Origin of the sequence: Paraburkholderia sp. A1RI_3L (assembly GCF_048957895.1) — a bacterium.
GTDB classification, from domain to species: Bacteria; Pseudomonadota; Gammaproteobacteria; order Burkholderiales; family Burkholderiaceae; genus Paraburkholderia; species Paraburkholderia kururiensis.
In genome coordinates this window covers 43903-65012 of sequence record NZ_JARCHA010000016.1, presented here as the reverse complement: position 1 = coordinate 65012, position 21110 = coordinate 43903, and the positions used below count along the sequence as shown (strand labels likewise).

Sequence of the window (21110 nt, the reverse complement as noted above, 5' to 3'; positions counted from 1 at the left end):
GCACTCGCCCCTGGCTTCTTCGAGTCGAGTCCAGCTTTGACCCATGCGATACAACAGGCCCCACGCTCACCACCGCTCGACCACGTTAGACGGCGCCGCCACACGTTGCAGCGTCGCTACACCGCCTGACATGGGCTGAGGCTGAGTCTGTGCCGCTGCATTCGCCACCTGCGTACTCCCCGCCGCCTTCGCCGGCGCATCCACGAGCGGCTGCAACGCCGGCGCCAGCGACTTCAGCAACTGCACCGCCAACGCGCTCGTGAACGAGTAGTGGCTGGCATACGGCTCGTGCACCCAGGCGGTGAGCGTGCCGTAAAAGCGGTCGCCAATCGCGAACACGAAGGTTGCCGAACGGTTCACCTTGCGCGACTCGATGAGCCGTGCCCCGCGCGCATAGACGTTGAAGCGCTGGTCGCCCGTGCCGGTCTTGCCGTACACCGGGAGCGTGCGGCCGTCGGGGAACGTCATGCCCTCGGCCAGCCGGCGCGCCGTGCCGCCCTGCACCACGTCGCCGAGCAGGCCATGCACGACCGCTGAAATTTCCGGCGAGATCAACGGTTGCGGCGGCGTCGCCGTTCTCGCGAAGCGCGTTTCGTAGGGCGTGCCCTGCGCGAATTCGAGCGACTCGATGCTGTGCGTCGGCAGCTTGTTGCCGCCGTTCGAAATGAGCCCGATGAGTTGCGCGAGCGCGGCGGGCCGGTCGCCCGATGCGCCGATCGCCGTGCCATACGAAGGCGTGATCGACGCGAACGGATAGCCGAGCGCCTGCCACGACTTGCCGATCGCCTCGTAGGCGCGTTCTTCCACCATGCGGCGGATGCGCCGGTCCTGCGTGCCGTGATAGCGCGTCTTGAAGAGCCACGAGTACGTGTAGGCGCGCACCTGGGCGCTGGCATCCTGGGTCTGCGCAAGCGTTGCGTCCGGATGCGTGCGCAGGTAGTCCACGGTCCACAGTTCGAGTGGATGCACGCGCGCGATGTAGCCCCGGTCGTTCAGGTTGAAGCGGTCCACGCCGTACTTCGTGTAGAGGTTCGCGAGGTCGTCGTCGGTGAGCCACTGGCCCGGCGTGCCCTTCAGGGCGGCCCGCATCTGCGCGTTGAACCAGACCTGCGGCTGGTCGGGCGCCACGCTGCGCAGCACGGTGGCCACCTTCGGCGGCGACTTGCGCACGTCATGCAGCAGCGTGGCGAGCGCGTCGCTGGCGGACTTGCCGTGGTACTTCTGATAGAAGCGCTTCAGGTACACGCGGCTTTCCTGATCGGCAAAGCGCGTGAGGTACGAGCGGCGCACGGCAGGGTCGTCGAGCCATTGCGACGGCGGCCCCGAGGTCTGGATCATCTCGTAGTGGACGATGTCGCGCATGAGCCGCACGAACACCAGGTTCACCGAGTGCTGAAACGCCTTGTGGACCGTGAGGATGCGGCTGTTGTCGCTGGACTCGAAGTTGTTGAAGCTCTGCGCGCCGCCGCCCGTGTAGAAGGTTTCGCCGGGGTTCGCCGAGTATTTGCGCTCCACCGCAGTGTCCAGCATGGCGCGCAGCGAATGGTCCGGCGTGTGCTGGAGGTAGTCCACGGCCCAGCGTGTCAGTGCGTCGGACGGATCGGGCTTCACCTGCTTCAGTTGCGCGGGCGTCATCGCGCCGTAGCGCGCGTGCAAATCGCTCACGATCTGCAGGTACGTCACGACCGTGCGCAACTTCGCCGTGGAACCGAGGTTCAGGCGCGCGCCCTGGTTGATGTCGAACGGCTGGTTCACGCTGTCGGTCTGCACGCGCACCACGTTGGAGTCGCCGCGCTTTTCGAACAGCGTGAAGCTGTAGGCGATCTTCGACGGGTCGTCGCGCGGCGTCAGCATCTCGAAGCCCACGAGGCCCGCGGCGTTCGCGCCGTCGCGCGTGGCGGCCTGCGCGAGGCGATCGCTAACGGCGCGCTGAACGGCGTTGTCGAGCGTGGAGGTGGCGGTCAGGTCGAGCCGGTCGAGATCGTAGACGTTGCTCACACCAAGCGTGGTCATCAAGTACGTGCGCACCGCGTTCACGGCCTTGCGCGCAACGAACGACTGCACGGTATGCGCGGGCCGCGCCGTGCTCAATTGCAGATGCGCCGCGAGCGCCGCGTCGCGCAGCGCGGGCGTAATCACGCCGCCGCCCGCGAGCAGGCGCAGATAGCTGTCCGTGAGCCGTTCCAGATCCGCGTTGCCGTGCAGGAGGAAGCGCGACGGCGAGCGCTGCGCGATCAGGAGCGACAGCACCTGACGAAACGCGAGGGCCTGCTCGTCGAGCGTCGCGCCCGATTGCGGTGCGCGCAGAATGCGGTTCACGTCGTCGAAGTCGCGGCCGTACCAGGCCGCAAGGCCATCGCCGATGCCGTTGATCTCGCCCACACCGGCCTTCGCCGCCAGCGGCACCGAGTTGAGGTAATGGACCACGATCTGCCGGCGCGCCGGCATGGTCTGCGGACCGTCCAGATAGGCGCGCACCGAAGCCGACGCGATCTGCCGCAGCTTTTCGGGCGGCGTCGCGGTGCGGCCCTCGGGCGAGTGCCGGAACTTCTCGATCTGCGTGGCGAGCGTGCTGCCGCCGGGCGTCGGCTGGCGCCGGTTGAAAAAGCGCGCGCCCTGGTCGAAGAGGGCACGGCTGAAGCGCCCCCAGTCGATGGCAGGATTGCGGTTCGGCTGGTCCGCAGCCAGCAGGTAGCGGTCTTCGATGAAGAGCAGCGAGTTGGCGACGAGCGGCGGCACGTCGTCGAAGCGCTCGTAGACGCGCATCGGGTAGCGCGCCGAAAACAGCGACTCGCCGCTCGAATCGCGCAGCACGAGGCCGGCGTCGTCTTTCTCCTGATAGGGCAGGAAGAGCCCGCGGTCCGCGAGGTCGGCCATGCGTTCGGAATCGCGCGCCTGCGCCACGATGGCAAAACCGTGCGCCTTGAGCCGCGCTTCGAACGCAGGAATGCGCGCGTAGCCGAGGCGTTCGTCGTAGGGACCGTGTGAAGGAAAACGGATGCTGTCGCTCGGACCGGAGCCCACCGTGAAGCCCACGTCGCGGGTCAGCTCGGAAAGATAGTGCGCCTGCAGCCGCGAGGTTTCGATCTCGATCTGGATGATGCGACCGGCAATGACCGCGGCGACGAGAATCGCGGCGACAAGCCCCCACTTGATCCATCTCCAGATGGATACCGCGCTCGCGACGCGAACGGGAAATCGAACCAGCGGCCGATTCATGGCGGCTTCTCCCTGGCGTTGGCCAGATCGCTGCACTGCACTTCCAGACTGCACATTTCAAACCCAACTTTTTAACAGTCTAGCTCGCCCTTTCAGACTTCGGGAAATACGGACAAACACCGCTTCACAGCAGTCGCGCGACCACAACACACTCGTGCGCGGCACCGGATTTCATGTCCGTTCCTATGCGCAATGTGCGGCGCTGCACGATACTGCCGGTTGATTGCCGACTGTCACGCATGAAGTGCGAGCCTGGTGCATTCGTGCATGATCGAGCAATCGCAATACCTGCGCCGGCGGGTGTCCGCCGGCATCCGTTGGTACTCGCCGACACCCTCTCCACCGCGCCCCTACGCCTTCCTGTCTTCGCCATGCAAAGCTATTACGAAACCACTGCCACCCGCCCCGTGCGGCCTGCGCTCGCCGGACGGCACAGCGCGGCGGTCTGCATCGTCGGCGGCGGGCTGGCGGGACTCTCCACGGCGCTGGGGCTCGTCGAGCGCGGCGTGCGCGACATCGTCGTGCTGGAGGCAAAACAGGTGGGCTTCGGCGCCTCCGGACGCAACGGCGGGTTCGTGTTCGGCGGCTACAGCCTGGATTGCGCGGAGTTGCTGCGCATTCTCGGCGCGCCCCGCGCGCGCGAGCTTTACGCGCTCACGACGTCGGCCGTGGACCTGATGCGCAAGCGCATCCGCCGTTATGCGATCGACTGCGACGCAACCGACGCCGGCGTGATCCTCGCGAACTGGTTCGACGACCCGGCGCGGCTCGATGTGCAGCGTCAGTTGATGAAGACATCGTTCGGCGTGGACTGGGAGCCGCTCAGCGCAGCCGAACTCGCCGCGCGTCTCAAGACCACGCGTTATCACGGCGGTCTCTTCGAACGCAATGCGTTCCACTTTCATCCGCTGAAATACGTGCTCGGCGTGGCGCAAGCCGCTGCCGCGGGCGGTGCGCAGATCTACGAGCAGTCACCGGTGCGCGCCTTGCGCCGCGAAGGCAGCGGTTATGTGGTGCAGACCACGGAAGGCGAAATCGAGGCACGGCACGTGGTGATGGCGGGCGGCGGCTACGCGCGGCGCGTCTACCAGCGCGTTGAGCGCGCGGTGCTGCCTATCGCGACCTACGTGATGGCGACCGAACCGCTCGGCGCGCGGCTTGCCGACGCCATTGCCTGCGAGAGCGCCGTCTACGACACGCGCTTCGCGTTCGACTACTACCGGCCGCTGCGCGACACGCGCATCCTGTGGGGCGGCCGCATTTCGGTGCGGGAGCGCGAGCCCGAGGCGATCGCGCGGCTGCTCAGGCGCGACCTGCTCAAGGTCTATCCGCAACTGCACGACGTGCGTATCGATTACGCCTGGGGCGGGCTCATGAGCTACGCGCGTCACAAGATGCCGCAAATCGGGCAGAGCGATGACGGCGTCTGGTACGCGGTCGGCTTCGGCGGACACGGCATGGCGCCCACGACGGTATCCGGCGAACTGCTGGCCGCGGCCATCACGGGCGAACGTGCCGTACCCGAAGCGTTCGCCGCGTTCGGGCTCACGCGGGCGTACGGGCTCGTCGGGCTCGCCGCCGCGCAGCTCACCTACACGGCGATGCAGGCACGCGACGCGTTCGCGGACCGCGGGCGTTGAGGGCTCGGTTAGACGTTCTTTGGGTCGCCTGCGGTGCCGTGCGCGCCGCCTTGGGGTTTATCGCCAAAACCATCGGCTCAACGCATCGGCTCACCCCATCCGCAAGCCGTCAGCAAGGCCCGAAACACCGGTCCATCACCGCGCAAATCCTTGCCGGACGGCCTTTTTCGCCATGCTAGAATGCCCCGTCAATGCCCGTGAAACGCACAATGAAAAAGGCAAGCAGGGTCGCCGCCCCCGAAACCGACGGCATGCCGTCCGAAGCCCGCCGCAAGTACGATCCTGAACAGACGAAGCGCAACATCCTCGAGGTGGCCACCCAGGAGTTCTCGTCCATGGGCCTCTCCGGCGCGCGCGTCGATGCCATCGCGGAGCGCACGAACACCACCAAGCGCATGCTCTACTACTACTTCGGCAGCAAGGAAGGGTTGTACGAGGCCGTGCTGGAAAAGGTGTACGGCGACATCCGCACGCTCGAACAGGACCTGCCCATCAGCGAGCTGGACCCCACCGAAGGGCTGCGCAAGCTCGTGGAATTCACCTTCGACTATCACGACCGGCACCGCGACTTCGTGCGGCTCGTTTCCATCGAAAACATTCACGGCGCGAAATACATCGAGCAGCTGAAGTCGTTCAAGAGCCGCAACGCGAGCGTGATCCGCACGATCGAAGACCTGCTCGCGCGCGGCGTGGCGGCGGGCCAGTTCCGCCCCGACATCGACGCCATCGACCTGCACCTGCTGATCAGCTCGTTCTGCTTTCACCGCGTGTCGAACCGCTATACGTTCGGCAGCGCATTCGGGCGCGATCCGTCGCATCCGCGGCTGCGGGCGCGGCATCGCGAGATGATCGCCGACGCCGTACTGCGGTTCGTGCGCAAGGAAGCCTGACCGCAAACAAACAGGGGCCCGTTCGGGCCCCGGCTCTTTACCACGCAGCCGTCGAGTTCAGTCGAGCACGATGCGCTTGATGTCCCCCACCACGAAGATGTAAGACAGCGCGCCGATCAACGCGATCACGCCGATGAACGCGAGCGCGCCGACGAACGAGCCCGTGGCCGACACGATGAAGCCCACCGCGAGCGGCGTGACGATGCCGGCAAGATTCGCGGCGAAGTTGAAGATGCCGCCCGTCACGCCGAGCAGGCCGTCCGGCGCGATGTCGGAAACGAGCGTCCAGCCGAGCGCCGCCATCCCCTGCGCGAAGAACGCCACCGAGAGAATCACGATCACCGTCACGTTGCTTTCGACGTAGTTCGCCAGCACGATCGTCGAGGCGAGCAGCAGGCCGGCGATGATCGGCAGCTTGCGCGCCACGTTCGCCGACTTGCCCCGGCGCAGCAGCCAGTCGGACAACGTGCCGCCGAACATCACGCCCACCGACGCCGCAATGAACGGCATGATCGCGAAGAAGCCGATCTTGAGCCAGCCCATGTGGCGTTCGGTGGCGAGGTAAGTCGGGAACCATGTGAGGAAGAACACGAGCGTCGAGTTGCCTGCGAACTGGCCGAGGCAGATGCCCGTGAGTTGCCGGTGCTTGAGCAGGCGCCCGATGGTGCGCCACTCGAAGCCGCCTTTCTTGCCTTCGCTCGCAGCCCGCGCATTGTGTGCCGCGGTATCGGCCGGCTTGCGATGCGTGAGACCGCCGCCCGCTTCGATGTAATCGAGTTCCGCCTGGTTGGCCGCGGGATGCTCGCGCGGCTCGCGATAGAACAGCCACCAGATGCCGCCGAACACGATGCCCACGCCGCCCACCACGTAGAACAGCGAGCGCCAGCCGAAGGCGCCCATCAGCGCGAACAGGAACGGGCTGAAGAACGCGAGGCCGATGTACTCGCCCACCGTGTACGTGCCTGTCGCCATGGCGCGCTCGCGCTGCGGAAACCAGGTCGCCACGACGCGGCTGTTGGTCGGAAAGCACGGCGCTTCCGTCACGCCCAGCCCAAGACGGCATGCGAACAGCGCACCCACGCCGCTCACGAAACCCTGCAACAGCGTGAATACCGACCACAGCGTCATCGAAAGGTAATACGTGACGCGGCTGCCGAAGCGGTCCAGAAACAGGCCGCCCGGAATCTGCGCCGCGACGTAGCTCCACGAGAACGCCGAGAAGATCAGCCCCATCAGCGCGGCGCCAATGCCCAGTTCCTTCGTGAGCTGCGGCGCGGCGATGCCGAGCACTGTGCGGTCGAGGTAATTGATCATCGTGCCGACGGCGAGCAGCGCCAGAATGCGATAGCGCGCCTTCGAACGCCGCGCGGTGGCGGCGGACGTGCGGGCGGCGGGCATCAGAGGCTCGTCGCCAGTTTGGGTTGATCCGGACATGGTTGTCTCCAGGTGTATTCGAACGATGTTGTTGTAGTGAGCGCGGGTGCGTACCGACGAGCGCCGATGAGCGTGAAAAGTGGCGGCAGCCCCTCAGCGGTTCAGCAGCGACTGGAAGTGCCGGTACATACGTTCGGCGTCGGGCTCGCGGCCTGTAAAGAGGCCGAACGCATCGACCGCCTGATACACCGCCATGCCGCCACCCGACAGCGTGCGGCAGCCGGCCGCCTCGGCCGCCTCGATGAGCGCCGTGCGAATCGGGAAGTAGACGATGTCGGCCACCCACAGGCCGCTGTGCAGCAGATGCGCGGGCAGCGGCAGGCCTGGCAGCTTCGCCATGCCGGTGGGCGTGGCGTGGATCAGGCCGTTTGCCTGCGCGAGCGCGTCGCCCAGCACGCCGCCCGCCGCGACCGTGGCCTGCGGAAAGCGCGCCTGCAAGTCGGCGGCGAGCGCGCTTGCGCGTTCGTTGTCGACGTCGAATACGGTGAGCGAGCGCGCGCCCATCATCAGCGCGGCGTGCGCCACCGCCGCGCCGGCCCCGCCCGCACCAAGCTGCACGACGCGTTCGAGCGACACATCCGGCAAACCGCGCCGGAACGCGCGCGCGAAGCCGGACCAGTCGGTGTTGTGACCAATGCGCTTGCCGTCCTTCAACAGCACGGTGTTCACGGCGCCGAGCGCGCGCGCGTCGTCGGAAAGTTCGTGCAGCAGCGGAATGATGGCCTGCTTGCAGGGGAACGTGACGTTCAGGCCGTTGTAGCCGAGACGCTCCGCGCTCGCGAGCAGTTCGGGCAGCGCCGACGCGTCGAGCTTGAGCACGTCGAGGTCGATGCGTCGATACACGTAGTTGAGACCGAGCTGGCGCCCTTCCTCCTCGTGCATGGCCGGACTCAGCGACCCACCGATGCCCGCGCCAATCAGGCCGATCAGAAACGACGACGTACTCATTGCTTGCCCTTGCTCTTCAAAATGGTTGCCATGCGCTCCAGCGCGAAAATATAGCCGTCGGTGCCGCATCCGCAGATCACGGCCTCGGCGACGGCCGAAACGAACGAGTGATGCCGGAACGCCTCGCGGCGATGCACGTTCGAGATGTGCACTTCGATCACGGGCTTTGCGACCGCCGAGAGCGCATCCGCAATGGCCACCGACGTGTGCGTGTACGCGGCCGGATTGATTACCACGCCCTGCACCGCGGAGCGCGTTTCGTGCAGCCAGTCGATCAATTGATGTTCGGCGTTCGACTGACGAAAGTCCACGCCAAGCCCCAGCCGTTCGCCCGCTTCGCGGCAGCGACGCGCGACGTCCTCAAGCGTTTCCGCTCCATAGATATGCGGCTCGCGCGTGCCGAGCAGATTCAGGTTCGGCCCGTTGAGGACCAGTACCGACGCAAAACTCATCAAGACCTCTCAATGTCAGGAGTGCCCGGAAAACGCGGCGGCTGCGCACGCGCCTCTCCAGCCTGACGCGCAGTGTGCGCCCGAATGCCGCACGTGTCTTTGGGGGTTTTCGATAATTTGTACGATCTAGTTAGTTTGTATAAACTCCGCCTCGAATTCATTGCAGCAGTGCTTTTCGTGCTGCAACGGTGTACCAGACAGATACAAATGGAACGTTCGATGGTGCGGCGCAACGGTTCGTGCGCTCATCGCACGGCGCCTTTTCATCGCGATTCCTGATCCCTCTCCGACTCCCCGCAGGAGCCTTGCATGCAACGTTCGATTGCCACCGTGTCCATGAGCGGCACGCTCATCGAAAAACTGACCGCCATCCAGGCGGCCGGCTTCGACGGCATCGAAATCTTCGAAAACGATCTGCTCTACTTCGACGGGTCGCCCGCCGACGTGCGCCGCATCGCCGCCGACCTCGGGCTCGGAATCACGCTGTTCCAGCCGTTTCGCGACTTCGAGGGCGTGAGCGGCGAGCGGCTCGCACGCAACCTCGAACGCGCGAAGCGCAAATTCGACCTGATGCACGAACTGGGCACGAACCGCATCCTCGTGTGCAGCAACGTTTCGCCGGACACGATTCGCGACGACGCGCTCATTGCCGACCAGCTCGGCGCGCTCGCGCTCGCCGCGCAGCAGGCCGGCGTGTATGCGGGCTACGAGGCGCTCGCGTGGGGTCGGCACGTGAATTCGTATCGCCACGCGTGGCGGCTCGTGAACGCGGTGAACCATCCGAACCTCGGGCTCGTGCTCGACAGCTTTCACACGCTCGCCATCGGCGACAGCGTGGACGAGATCGCCGCGATCCCTGGCGAGCGCATCGCGTTCGTGCAGATTGCGGACGCGCCGAAGCTCGCCATGGACGTGCTCGAATGGAGCCGCCATTACCGCTGCTTCCCGGGCCAGGGCGACTTCGACCTGGCGGGCTTCACGGCACGCGTGGTGGAGGCCGGCTACACGGGACCGCTGTCGCTCGAAATCTTCAACGACGGTTTTCGCGCGGCGCCCACCGCCACCACCGCGGCGGACGGATATCGGTCGCTGCTGTTGCTCGAAGAGCAGACGCGCGGCGCGATGAAAGCCGCCAACGCCGACCATGAAGCGCATCACGCCGGCAGCAGCAGCGATGCGGCCGTCACACTCTTCGAGCCACCCGCCGCACCGGCGCATGTCGGTTTCCAGTTCCTCGAATTCGCCGTGGACGACACGGCCCGCGCGCATCTGGCCGACTGGCTCGGCAAGCTCGGCTTTCGCCAAACCGGCCGGCATCGCTCGAAAGACGTGGCGCTGTTCCAGCACGGCGATGCGTCGATCGTGCTCAACGCCGAAGCCGACTCGTTCGCAAGTGCGTTCTTCCAGCAGCATGGTCTGTCGCTCTGCGCGTCGGCGTTCCGCGTGGACGACGCGAAGCTCGCCTTCGAGCGCGCCGCCGGCTTCGGCTACGCGCCATTCTCGGGGCGAGTGGGCCCGAACGAGCGCGTGCTGCCCGCGGTGCAGGCGCCCGACGGCAGCCTCAACTACTTCGTGGACGAAGCGCCCGACGAACCCACGCTGTTCGAAGCCGACTTCGTGCTCACCGAGCGCACGGGCGGTGAGGCGGCGCGCGGCCCCATCGCGGGCATCGACCATGTTTGCCTTTCACTGCCCGCGGCTTCGCTCGACACATGGGTGCTGTTTCTGCGCACGGCGTTCGGCTTCGAGCCGGAGCCAGGCCTGCTCGTGCCCGACCCTTACGGCCTCGTGCGCAGCCGGGCGCTGCGCAGCCGCGACGGCTCGGTGCGCGTGGCGCTCAACGCATCCGTGGATCGCCACACGGCCGTGGCCCAGGCGCTGCATACCTATCGCGGCTCGGGCCTGAACCACGTGGCCTTCCATACGGCGGACATCTTTCGCGCGATCCCGCACTTCGTCGCACGCGGCCTGCCGCTGCTCAAGATTCCGCGCAACTACTACGACGACCTCGCCGCGCGCTACGCACTGCCCGATCAGACCATCGACGCGTTGTACGAAAACAACATCCTGTACGACCGCGACGCGCAGGGCGGCGAGTTCTTCCACGCCTATACCGAACTGCTGGACCAGCGTTTCTCGCTGGAGCTCGTGGAGCGTCGCGGCGGTTACGACGGCTACGGTGCGGCGAACGCCGCGGTACGCCTCGCGGCTCAGGCCCAGCAGCGTCGTCATGGGGCGCGCTGAGCCGTGGCGGCAACGTGGTGGCGGTCAGGGAATCAGGGCACACGCGTCTATACAGATAAAGTAAATCGTTATACCGTAGCTGCCGCGGTATTTCAGGCGCTTTTTGCGTCGCAACAGGTAATCGTTTTCCTTCTATAAACGATGAGACAGCACGCCTGCCCGGCGTGCATAACAAAGCCAAGGCTGGAGATAAAAGATGACTTCTCGCGATACCTTCCGTAATGCATTGCTGGGCGCCGGCTTCGCGCTCGCCGCAGGCCCCGCGCTCGCGCAAAGCAGCGTCACGCTCTATGGCGTGGCCGACGACGCGATCACCTACGTCAGCAACCAGAAAGGTCATTCGAACTGGTACCTGCGCCAGGGCAACCTCTACGCATCGAAGTTCGGCTTCAAGGGCGTAGAAGATCTGGGCGGCGGCACCAGCGCGATCTTCGACCTCCAGGCCGGCTTCGACCTGAACACGGGCGCGGCGTCGTCGTCGGGCCTGCTGTTCAACCGCCAGGCATTCGTGGGTCTGCAGAACAACAACTACGGCACCTTCACGATGGGCCGCCAGTACACGCCGTACTACCAGTTCGTCGGCCCGCTCGCATCGAGCAACTGGCTCACGGGCGCAACGGGCGCGCACCCCGGCGACTACGACGGCCTCGACACCACCATCCGCGTCAACAACTCGTTCGTCTATACGTCGCCGGTGTGGTACGGCGTGCAGGCGAGCGCCATGTACGCGCTCGGCGGCGTCGCGGGCAGCACGGGCAAGGGCCAGACGATCAGCGGTGCGCTGCGTTATGCCAACGGCCCCATCGCCCTTGCGGCCGGCTACCTGCGCATGGACAACGCTTACGTGAACCCGGTCTCCACCACGAGCCCGGCGTTCGACTCGTCGTCCACGGCAAGCTTCGCGGTCTCCGCCGTGAACCAGGGTTACGTGACGGCGCACTCGGTGCAGCACATCGCCGCCGCCGGCGACTACACGATCGGCAACCTGATGGTCGGCGTGAACTACTCGAACGTGCGCTACCTGCCGGGCAGCCGCTCGCTCTTCACGGATACGGCCGTGTTCAACTCCTACGGCGCAATCGCCTCGTACCGCTTCACGCCGGCGTTCGACATGGCTGCCGCGTTCTCGTACACGATGGCGTCGAAGGCGAACGGCATTTCGAGCGCCGCGCGCTACCAGCAGTATTCGCTGAAAGAGGCCTACCACCTCTCCAAGCGCACCACGCTCTACGCGGTGCAGGCGTACCAGCACGCCACGGGCCAGACGCTCGGCCTGAAGGGCGCAGGCAACATCGTGGATGCCGCGCCGGCAGTGGGCGACTCGCAGAACACGACGCCGTCGTCCACGCGCTCGCAGTTCGTCGGCATGGCCGGTATCGCAGTGGCGTTCTAAGCGCTACGGCTTCGCCTCTACATGCGCAGAGAAGCGCGCGGCCTTCGGGCTGCGCGCTTTTTGTTTTGTAAGCGCCGGGCATACGGCTTGCAAAAGCCATCTTGATCGCGACCGATATAATCGGCCGGATGGTTACAACCCACGCCCGTCAACATCAGGAGACACATGAAGAAATTCGCCGCCACCCTCTGCGCTCCGCTGCTGCTCGCCGCGTGCGCCTCCCTTCAGAGCAACCCCGATGCGGGCGAGCCGGTGATCGACAGCACCACGCAACGTTCCGTCGACAGCGTCGTGCAATGCATGACCGTGGAAGCCTCGAAGCATGACAGCAGCGTGAAAACCACTGCGCTGCCGCAAGGCGCCATGCTCGACTTCGGCGACTCGAACGTCGTCAAGGTACGCAGCGACAACGGCGCCACGACTTACCGGTTCTACGCCGGCAAGCGGCACATCAAGAACCTCTGGATCGAGAGCGCGAGCAAGACCTGCGCGCCCTGAGAAAGCCGCCGCCGCATGGGTGTAACGTGTTGTTACCACTATGGCAGCGGCTGTTGCACCCGCGGTCCGATTTTTAAGAATCGTTTAAGACTTCCTGCGCATGATCCGTCGAAACTCGACCGAACAACCCAGGAAGGTGGACCGATGGACAGGCAAGACACGACTTTGACGAGCGCGCCGCAGCCTGCGGCCCCGGCGAAGCGCACGATTTTGCGCCGCCTGCTCAGTCACCACGAAATCGCGACGTTGCTGCTGTTGCTGCACGCGCCCATCGACGCGTCCGCGAAGCCCGAGATTCCCCAGTTGCAGGAAGCCGGCCTCGTCGAGCAGGTGCAGTCCGAGGCGGGCACGCCGCACATCCGGCTCACGCCCGAAGGCAACGCCATTCTGCGCGGCCTGGGCCTTGACCGTCCGCAACGGTAATCGGCCTCGATCCACCCACCGGGCGATCACGCCTGCCACACCGCGTACCCGGCTTCGCGCAGGCCGATTCCCAGCTCCACTTCCATGTCGCGCGCGCCGTCGTACGGCAATGGATTGAACACTTCATACAGTTCCGGCATCAACCGCAAGCCGTAATCACGCACGAAGCGGTTCGACTGGATGCCGGCCTTGTGGCGGTCAAAACGCAGATCGGGATCGAGCCCGGTCATTCCCACATAAACGCAGGGCTTCGCGAACCGATACTCGGGATTCGCGCGGCGAAAGCGCGCCTCGTTCCAGACGGTGTCGTCGAGTTCGACCACGTAGACGTAGTAACGATGGGTTTTCAGGCGAGTCCTGGCGCGCGCCTTTTCGCTTGCGGACATGGCGGGACGATCAGCAGATCGGCAACCGGGGCCGGCCGAAACCACGCACGTTCGTCACCAACGGCGTCCGGTCACACCTTCGGCGAGGCCGGGGCGGAGGCGGTGGCATGCAGGAGCGCACGGTACTCGGTGGGCGTCACGCCCACCGTGGCCTTGAATTGCCGCGTGAACGCGCTGTGGTCCGTATAGCCGCACAGCGCGGCGACGTCGGTGACCTTGTCGTGAGAGACGAGCAGCGCCGTGGCCGCATCCAGACGTGTCTTCAGCAACACCTGGCGCGGCGTCAGGTGAAATACCTTGTGGAAGTAACGCTCCAGTTGCGCGACCGACATATCCGCCATTTCCGCCAGTTGCTTCAGGTTCAGCGGCTGCACATAGTTTTCCTGGATGTACTGCACGACCGTGGCGAGCTTGCTGTACGCGGGATGGCTGCTCTCGTCGGCTCTCAGGTCGCGCGAGATGCCGGCCAGTCCCACCACGGTGCCCGTCGACGGATCGCGTAGCGGCGTCTTGCAGGTGAGGCACCAGCCTGGCTGCCGGCCCGGATACAGATGCAGTTCCAACTGGTCGACGAGCGTATTGCCGATGCTCACGATGGTCCTGTCCTGCGCGGTATAGACGCGGCCGAAGCGGCGCGGAAACACGTCCTCGGCGGTCTTGCCGAGCAGCGCTTCCTTGTCCTTGTAGCCGCAGCGCGAGGCGAGCGTGCGGTTCACCAGCACGTAGCGCGCTTGCACGTCTTTCACGAAGAACACGACTTCCGGCATGGCGTCGAACACCGGCTCGAGCAACGTGAAATGCGTGAGCATGGCCGCGAGCGTGGCGTCGGCAGAGGCCGACGCATCCGCGGCCCCCGCTGCCCCGGGAACCGCGTTCGGCGTCATGCCGGCTGCCGCTTGCAGCGCCGGATGGATGATGTCGGCCAGCATGGTCATGTCGGAATTCCGCGCGCCCGGAGCGGGTAAGAACGTGCGCTCGATTATAGGGCCCGGCACCGGCGCAAAAAAATCGGGAGGGGCCCGGGCTCAGGAGTCGGCGGCGGCCTCGATCAAGGTGCCGATCTGCGCGGGTTGCAGCGGCGGACGCGGTACAGCCTGGGCCACGCCTGCTCCCGTGCCCCAGCCGAAATAAGTGCGGGCCGCCGTCGCGCAGATGCGCCCCTGGCAGGCGCCCATGCCGCAGCGCGTCTGGAGCTTGGCGTCGCGCCAGTTCGCGTGTGCGCGCACGGCGCCGATCGTCACGTCCTCGCAGCGGCAAAGCAAGGTGTCGTCGGGCGGCACGGCGCGCGCCGCTTCGCCCAGCGCGAAGGCCGCATCGACGTTGGCCGCGAAGCGCCGCCAGCGCGCGCGTTCGGCGAAGCGGGCGCGCGCGGCGGGCGCGGCGTCGACGGCTGCCAGCCCCGCGATCTCGCCTTCCACGCGGGCGAGTTCCATGCCGCCCACGCCCGTGCATTCGCCGGCCGCGAACACGTGCTCGACAGAAGTTCGCTGCAGATCGTCCACGGCGAGCGCGCAACCGTCGCCGCGGGCCGCCACCGCGCACCCCAGCGATTCACCCAGCAGCCCATTCGGCTCCAGCCCATAGCCACACGCGACGCGATCGCACGCAAGTGTGAGCTCGCGCTCGCCGCGTCGAATCGTGACCTGTTCGACATGCCCCGCTCCGCTCGCCTCGCGTACCACGCTGCCGGTCCAATACCGCAGCCCGGCGAAACCGCGTGTGAGCATGGCCGCCTGCACGAGCTTCGACGGCGAGCGCGTCAACGAAAGCGCAAAACGCGCGACCGCCGACGCGCTCGCCTGCTCGATCACCGCCAGCACGTCGGCCCCTGCATGACGTGCCGTGGCAAGTGCGGCGAGCAGCAATGGCCCGCTTCCGGCGATCACGATGCGCTCGCCGCGCACCGGCACGCCGCCCTTGATCAGCGCCTGCAAGCCGCCCGCGCCGGTGACGCCCGGCAGCGTCCAGCCTGGAAACGGCAGCAGACGTTCCCGCGCGCCGGTCGCGAGAATCAGGCGGCCGTACGAGACGCGCACGCCGCCGTGCTGTTCCGATTCGATCAGCAGTTCGCCGCCCGCAAGCGGCGCGACAACGCGCGACGACTGCCACCACGCAACGTGCCCATCCGGCGCGAGAGTGTCCAGCAGCGTGCGCAAAGGCTGCTGCGCCGGATGCTGCGGCCCCTGGCGCCAGACCTGGCCGCCCGCGCGCGGATTGTCGTCGATGATCGCCACGCGCGCGCCTTGCCCCGCCGCCGCGCGCGCCGCGCTCAAGCCCGCCGGTCCCGCGCCGACGATCACCACGTCGTAGCGTTCACTCATTCCGTCCTCATCGTCTCGATCCGCTGCCCCTCGCGGCACAGCGTCTGGCAGGCAAGCCGATGCGCGCGACCGTCGATGGTCACGCGGCACTCCTGGCACACGCCCATGCCGCAAAACATCGTGCGCGGCTCGCCGCGAACGGAGACGCGTGCGCCTCGTGTTGCGCCCACGTGGGTCGCAGCCGCTGATGCAGTCGCTGATGCAACCGCTAATGCAGCCGCCACCGTGGCACCCTGCGGCACCACGACGGCATGCCCGTCCACCGTCACGTGAATTTCTTGCGCTCGTGTGCTGGTGCGTTGAACGTCACGCATGCCCGGCTCCTTGCGCAAAACGCGCGGGCAGGTACGGGTCGGCGGCAATGGGCGGCAGTTCGTCGAGTATCTGCGCGGCAAGCAGGTTCGCCGTGGCGAGCGACGTGGTCACGCCGAGTCCCTCGTGTCCCACGGCAAGCCACACGCCGCGCAGCTCGCCGCCCGCCGGGCCGATCAGCGGCAAGTCGTCGGGCGAGGCGGCGCGAAAGCCGGTCCACGCGCGAATCGCGTTCAAGCCCGGCAGCGACGGCAGATAACGCGCCGCGCGCTTGAGCATCTGCGCGAGCACGGGCATCTCGACGGCGGGATCGGTCGTGTCGAACTGGCGCGACGAGCCGATCAGCAGTTGGCCTGTCGGCCGCGGCTGCACGTTGAACGCCACGGAGGTGCCCTGCGCGTGATGCGCGCTCTTGATGTAACCGAGTTCGAGCAACTGATGCCGGACCACGCCGGGGTAACGGTCGGTGATGAGCAGATGGCCCTTCTTCGGCTGCAGCGGCAACCAGGGCACGAGGCGTTGCGCGGCAAGGCCATTCGCGACGACCACGTGCGCCGCGCCAAACGCCGCTCCCGTGCGCAACACCACGCGCGACGGCTCCAGCGCGATCACCTCGGCGCCGGTATGCAGGCGGATGTTCGCCGCCCCCGGCGAATGCCGCAGCAGCCATTCGGCCGCCGCGGGCGCATAGACGATGCTGTCGTGCTCGATACGCAGCCCGCCCGCCATGCCCGGCGCGAGCGCCGGCTCGCAGGCATACAGCGCGCTCGCGTCAAGCAATTGCGACGCCACGTTCTGTGCCGCGAACGCCGCCTGCATCGCGCGAGCCGCGTCGAGTTCCTCGTCATCGCTTGCAACCCAAAGCGTGCCGCAGCGGCAGAACGCATCGCGCTCACGCAACCGCGGCGCGAGTTCGAGCCACAACGCGCGCGAATAACGGGACAGCGCCAGCTCCGCGGGCGAGTCGTTCATCACCACGATATGGCCCATGCCCGCCGCAGTCGCGCCGCCGCCTACGCCATTCGCTTCGAGCACGTCGACGCGCAGGCCGCGCGCCGCAAGCGCCGCGGCGCACGCAGCGCCGACAATGCCCGCGCCGATCACGATCACATCGGCTACGCGGTCCGTCGTCATGCCGTGCGAATGCCCCACACGAACGGATCCCGCTCGTCGAAGCGCAGGCGCGATTCCGCCGTCACCCACGCCTCGCCCGTAATGGTCGGCACGACCGTGGGCAGTCCGTCGGCGTTCGGCTCGCCCGGCGCCCAGCTCGCTTCGAACACGCTGCCGATAATGCTTTCCTGCCGCCACACGGCGCCTGAGGCGAGCTTGCCGTCCGCGGCAAGGCACGCCACCTTCGCGCTCGTGCCCGTGCCGCACGGCGAGCGGTCGTACGCGTTGCCGGGACACAGCACGAAGCTGCGGCTGTCGATGCCCGCGCGCGAGCCCGGCCCGAACAGTTCGATGTGGTCGATAAACGCACCGCCCGCGCCGGTGATCTGCTGGGCGTGGAGCGCGTCGCGCATGGCCGACGAAAACGCCGTGAGTTCGGCGATATGCCGTGCTTCGAGCGCGCGCCCGTGGTCCGCGACGAGAAAGAACCAGTTGCCGCCCCAGCCGATGTCGCCCGTGAACCGGCCGTAGCCAGGCACGTCCACGGCAACGTCGCGCCGGTAGCGATACGCCGGCACGTTGCGCACCGACACGCTGCCGTTCTCGTTCAACGTTGCATCCACCACGCCGACCGGCGTTTCGATGCGATGCTGTCCCGGCCCGATGCGGCCCATGTGGGCGAGCGACACGACGAGCCCGATCGTGCCGTGTCCACACATGCCGAGATAGCCCACGTTGTTGAAGAAGATCACGCCGGCCGAGCATTGCGGGTCGTGCGGCTCGCACAGCAGCGCGCCCACCACGACGTCCGAGCCGCGCGGCTCGTTGACGATGCCCGCGCGCCAGTGGTCGAACTGCGTGCGAAAAGTGTCGAGCCGCTCGGCGAGCGGGCCTTGTCCCGAGTGAACCAGCTCGGGACCGCCGGACACGACGAGCCGCGTGGGCTCGCCGCCGGTGTGGGAGTCGATGATGTCGAGCGTTTTCATGCCCTGATGGTAGGAACCCGCTTGCCGCGCGTCTTGGTGGCGTTGCGCGCCCGGCATGACGATTTCTGCACAATGCACCGATACGGCAAGGGCGCCGGGCCGACTCCCGCGGGCTGTGCGGAAATCGTCATGCGCGATGCGCGAATGACGCAAGACGCCCATCGCGCTGCTGCTTACACTGCAACCCATCGATCACATGAGGAGAGCCGTCGTGGCACATATCTGGCAAGGCGTCATGCCCGCAGTCACTACCAAGTTCAACGCGGATTTCAGCATAGACCGTGCGTGGACGAAGAAGAACATCGAGGCGCAAATCGACGCGGGCGTGGACGGCATCATCGTGTGCGGGTCGCTGGGCGAAGCGTCCACGCTCTCGCTCGACGAGAAGCTGGAGGTGCTCGACATCGCCGTGGACGCCTCGCGTGGCCGCGTGCCGGTGCTGCTCACCATCGCGGAAAACAGCACGCTGGACGGCTGCCGCCAGGCCGAAGCAGGCGCAAAGCACGGCGCCGCGGGCTACATGGTGCTGCCGGGCCTACGCTACCTCTCGGACCGGCGCGAAACGCTCAACCACTTCCGCATGGTGGCGGACGCGAGCCCGCTGCCGCTCATGATCTACAACAACCCGCTCGCCTACGGCGTGGACATGACGCCGGAGATGTTCGCCGAGATCGCGGACGAAGCGAAGATCGTCGCCATCAAGGAATCGTGCGGCGACGTGCGGCGCGTCACGGATCTCATCAACGTGGTGGGCGACCGCTACGCGATTCTGTGCGGCGTCGACAACCTGGCCATGGAAGCGATACTGATGGGCGCCCACGGCTGGGTGGCAGGTCTGGTGTGCGCGTTTCCGCATGAGACGGTGGCGATCTACCGGTTGATCCGCGCGGGGCGTCTCGACGAAGCGCGCACGCTGTACCGCTGGTTCGCGCCGCTGCTCGCGCTCGATGTGTCGGCCAAGCTCGTGCAGAACATCAAGCTCGCGGAAGCCATCGTGGGTCTGGGCACCGAGCCCGTGCGTCCGCCGCGCCTGCCGCTCGCCGGCGCGGAACGCGAGGCCGTGGAGACGCTGATCCGCCACGCCATCGAAACGCGCCCGGCGTTGCCGCAGATCTGAAGGAAGCAGCCAGGGGCATCGCGTCGGCGGCGCAGGTGCCGCTTCGTCCCCTCGGCCCCCTTCAGGCAGGCTGCGGCTCCCCGCAACAACGCTTGTCATCGAGGCCCGCGGCGGGGCCGTCGTTCTGGGGCCGTCGTTCTTGGCCCCGCCGCCTTGCACCCACACCCACCCTCCGAAGCCTCTACTTACATCCTGTAAAATCGCGGGTTGGCCTCCGCTCTGCCGCCCTACCCGGGCGTACAGAACGTGCGCCTCGTGCCGACCCCGCGCCTTTTTCGGGCTTCAACCCGCCCGAGCACCGCTACACGCCACGCGCAATGCGTGACCTTTCATTCCAACGATTATTCGGCCATGCAAGCAACCGACCTGGGCGTCGCCACGCCCGCTCCTGCCCGCGCACTCACGGGCGCCGACTACAAGACGCTCGGCCTCGCCGCACTGGGCGGCGCGCTCGAGTTCTACGACTTCATCATCTTCGTGTTCTTCGCGCCTGCCATCGGGCAACTGTTCTTTCCGCCGTCCATTCCCGACTGGCTGCGCCAGTTGCAGACCTTCGGCATCTTCGCGGCCGGTTATCTTGCGCGTCCGCTGGGCGGCATCGTCATGGCGCACTTCGGCGACCTGCTGGGCCGCAAGCGCATGTTCACGCTCTCCGTGCTGTTGATGTCGCTGCCCACGCTGATGATGGGCCTGCTGCCCACCTACGCGACCATCGGCGTATTGGCGCCCGTGCTGCTGCTCTTCTTTCGCGTGCTGCAAGGCGCAGCCGTGGGCGGCGAGGTGCCCGGCGCGTGGGTGTTCGTCTCCGAGCACGTGCCGTCGCGGCACATCGGCTATGCGTGCGGCACGCTCACGTCGGGCCTGACGGCCGGCATCCTGCTGGGCTCGCTCGTCGCGGCCGCGGTGAATCGCCATTTCGCGCCGGCCGAAATCTCGGGCTACGCGTGGCGTCTGCCGTTCCTGCTGGGCGGCGTGTTCGGCCTCTTTTCGGTGTGGCTGCGCCGCTGGTTGCACGAAACGCCGGTGTTCGCAGAGATGAAAGCCCGCCAGACGCTCGCCGCCGAAATCCCGTTGAAGGCCGTGCTGCGCGACCACGGGCGGGCTGTGATCGTCTCGATGCTGCTCACGTGGATGCTCTCGGCGGCCATCGTGGTTGTGATCCTGATGACGCCCACGCTGCTCCAGAAGCAGTTTCACGTGGATGCCGCGACGTCGCTGTTCGCCAACAGCGTCGCCACGCTGTGCCTGACGGCGGGCTGCATTGTGAGCGGCACGATGGCGGGCCGCATCGGCGCGCGCCCGACGCTGATCGTGGGCTGCTTCGCGCTCGCGGCGCTCTACTACGCGATGTTCCGACAGATCGGCACCGACCTGTCGATGCTCGTGCCGCTCTACGCGGTAACGGGCTTTTTCGTCGGTACGATCGGCGCGGTGCCGTTCGTGATGGTCAAGGCATTCCCGCCCGTGGTGCGCTTCTCGGGCATCTCGTTTTCGTACAACGTCGCCTATGCGGTGTTCGGCGGACTCACGCCCATCGTGGTGTCGCTGCTGATGAAGTCGGAGCCGATGGCGCCGGCCTTCTATGTGGCTGCGCTCTGCGTGGTGGGTGCGCTCACCGCGCTCTTCATCAAGGATGCGCGCGTGGCGCGTTGATCCTCGAGCGCTGAAGCGGCAGGGCCGAGGCGCTCGCACGGCGGGCGCCCGACCTTCATCCACACTTCAGGTCAGCGCGAA

18 protein-coding genes are annotated in these 21110 nt (G+C 66.7%); 8 read left to right on the top strand and 10 right to left on the bottom strand.

What is annotated here, in order from left to right:
- Positions 1 to 66 precede the first annotated feature (66 nt).
- Positions 67 to 3219 (bottom strand): transglycosylase domain-containing protein, encoded by a 3153-nt coding sequence (locus PXJ20_RS28855; RefSeq protein ID WP_421032113.1) that lies wholly within the window; start codon positions 3217 to 3219, stop codon positions 67 to 69.
- A 371-nt stretch (positions 3220 to 3590) separates the two neighbouring features.
- Between PXJ20_RS28855 and PXJ20_RS28850 the strand changes: the two genes are divergently transcribed.
- Positions 3591 to 4859 carry an NAD(P)/FAD-dependent oxidoreductase gene (locus tag PXJ20_RS28850; RefSeq protein WP_421032112.1) on the top strand — a complete coding sequence of 423 codons (1269 nt, stop codon included), beginning with the start codon at positions 3591 to 3593 and terminating at the stop codon, positions 4857 to 4859.
- A 209-nt stretch (positions 4860 to 5068) separates the two neighbouring features.
- Complete coding sequence (locus PXJ20_RS28845) at positions 5069 to 5749, top strand: TetR/AcrR family transcriptional regulator (protein ID WP_026121590.1); 681 nt, start codon at positions 5069 to 5071, stop codon at positions 5747 to 5749.
- 57 nt (positions 5750 to 5806) lie between these two features.
- Here PXJ20_RS28845 and PXJ20_RS28840 read toward each other — a convergent pair whose 3' ends face one another.
- The 3 genes from PXJ20_RS28840 to aroQ form a co-directional block, all read right to left on the bottom strand.
- On the bottom strand, positions 5807 to 7183 hold the full coding sequence (locus tag PXJ20_RS28840; protein WP_421032111.1) for an MFS transporter: 1377 nt from the start codon (positions 7181 to 7183) through the stop codon (positions 5807 to 5809).
- Between the two features lie 93 nt (positions 7184 to 7276).
- Positions 7277 to 8131, bottom strand: a complete 855-nt coding sequence (locus PXJ20_RS28835) for a shikimate dehydrogenase (RefSeq protein ID WP_421032110.1) — start codon at positions 8129 to 8131, stop codon at positions 7277 to 7279.
- Entirely contained in the window at positions 8128 to 8583 is a 456-nt protein-coding gene (gene aroQ / locus PXJ20_RS28830) for a type II 3-dehydroquinate dehydratase (RefSeq protein WP_421032109.1), read from the bottom strand. Before aroQ ends, PXJ20_RS28835 begins: the two co-directional genes overlap by 4 nt.
- 309 nt (positions 8584 to 8892) lie before the next feature.
- Between aroQ and PXJ20_RS28825 the strand changes: the two genes are divergently transcribed.
- The 4 genes from PXJ20_RS28825 to PXJ20_RS28810 all read left to right on the top strand — a co-directional run bounded on the left by PXJ20_RS28825 (position 8893) and on the right by PXJ20_RS28810 (position 13141).
- Positions 8893 to 10827 (top strand): bifunctional sugar phosphate isomerase/epimerase/4-hydroxyphenylpyruvate dioxygenase family protein, encoded by a 1935-nt coding sequence (locus PXJ20_RS28825; RefSeq protein WP_421032108.1) that lies wholly within the window; start codon positions 8893 to 8895, stop codon positions 10825 to 10827.
- A 196-nt stretch (positions 10828 to 11023) separates the two neighbouring features.
- Positions 11024 to 12220, top strand: coding sequence for a porin (locus PXJ20_RS28820; protein WP_026121588.1), 1197 nt, complete (start codon positions 11024 to 11026; stop codon positions 12218 to 12220).
- 165 nt (positions 12221 to 12385) lie between these two features.
- On the top strand, positions 12386 to 12718 hold the full coding sequence (locus tag PXJ20_RS28815; RefSeq protein ID WP_199542420.1) for a hypothetical protein: 333 nt from the start codon (positions 12386 to 12388) through the stop codon (positions 12716 to 12718).
- A 144-nt stretch (positions 12719 to 12862) separates the two neighbouring features.
- The gene (locus PXJ20_RS28810) at positions 12863 to 13141 is read left to right on the top strand and encodes a hypothetical protein (RefSeq protein ID WP_017775440.1); all 279 of its coding nucleotides are present in this window, start codon (positions 12863 to 12865) and stop codon (positions 13139 to 13141) included.
- Between the two features lie 26 nt (positions 13142 to 13167).
- On the opposite strand, the gene PXJ20_RS28805 is transcribed toward PXJ20_RS28810, so the two are convergent.
- The 6 genes from PXJ20_RS28805 to PXJ20_RS28780 form a co-directional block, all read right to left on the bottom strand.
- Entirely contained in the window at positions 13168 to 13527 is a 360-nt protein-coding gene (locus PXJ20_RS28805; protein WP_421032107.1) for a hypothetical protein, read from the bottom strand.
- 71 nt (positions 13528 to 13598) lie between these two features.
- Positions 13599 to 14411: a helix-turn-helix domain-containing protein gene (locus PXJ20_RS28800; protein WP_421032658.1), complete on the bottom strand. Its 813-nt coding sequence runs from the start codon at positions 14409 to 14411 to the stop codon at positions 13599 to 13601.
- 141 nt (positions 14412 to 14552) lie between these two features.
- Positions 14553 to 15848: an FAD-dependent oxidoreductase gene (locus PXJ20_RS28795; RefSeq protein ID WP_421032106.1), complete on the bottom strand. Its 1296-nt coding sequence runs from the start codon at positions 15846 to 15848 to the stop codon at positions 14553 to 14555.
- Positions 15845 to 16162, bottom strand: coding sequence for a 2Fe-2S iron-sulfur cluster-binding protein (locus PXJ20_RS28790; protein WP_421032105.1), 318 nt, complete (start codon positions 16160 to 16162; stop codon positions 15845 to 15847). Before PXJ20_RS28790 ends, PXJ20_RS28795 begins: the two co-directional genes overlap by 4 nt.
- A complete protein-coding gene (locus PXJ20_RS28785) occupies positions 16155 to 17294 on the bottom strand; it encodes an NAD(P)/FAD-dependent oxidoreductase (protein WP_421032104.1) in 1140 nt (379 codons plus the stop codon). Before PXJ20_RS28785 ends, PXJ20_RS28790 begins: the two co-directional genes overlap by 8 nt.
- Positions 17291 to 18259, bottom strand: a complete 969-nt coding sequence (locus PXJ20_RS28780; RefSeq protein WP_421032103.1) for a 4-hydroxyproline epimerase — start codon at positions 18257 to 18259, stop codon at positions 17291 to 17293. The genes PXJ20_RS28785 and PXJ20_RS28780 overlap by 4 nt, the downstream gene beginning before the upstream one ends.
- Positions 18260 to 18470: 211 nt before the next feature.
- Here PXJ20_RS28780 and PXJ20_RS28775 point away from each other — a divergent pair, with 211 nt between their 5' ends.
- Complete coding sequence (locus tag PXJ20_RS28775; RefSeq protein WP_421032102.1) at positions 18471 to 19376, top strand: dihydrodipicolinate synthase family protein; 906 nt, start codon at positions 18471 to 18473, stop codon at positions 19374 to 19376.
- A 351-nt stretch (positions 19377 to 19727) separates the two neighbouring features.
- The gene (locus PXJ20_RS28770; RefSeq protein ID WP_421032101.1) at positions 19728 to 21029 is read left to right on the top strand and encodes an MFS transporter; all 1302 of its coding nucleotides are present in this window, start codon (positions 19728 to 19730) and stop codon (positions 21027 to 21029) included.
- Positions 21030 to 21110: the final 81 nt, after the last annotated feature.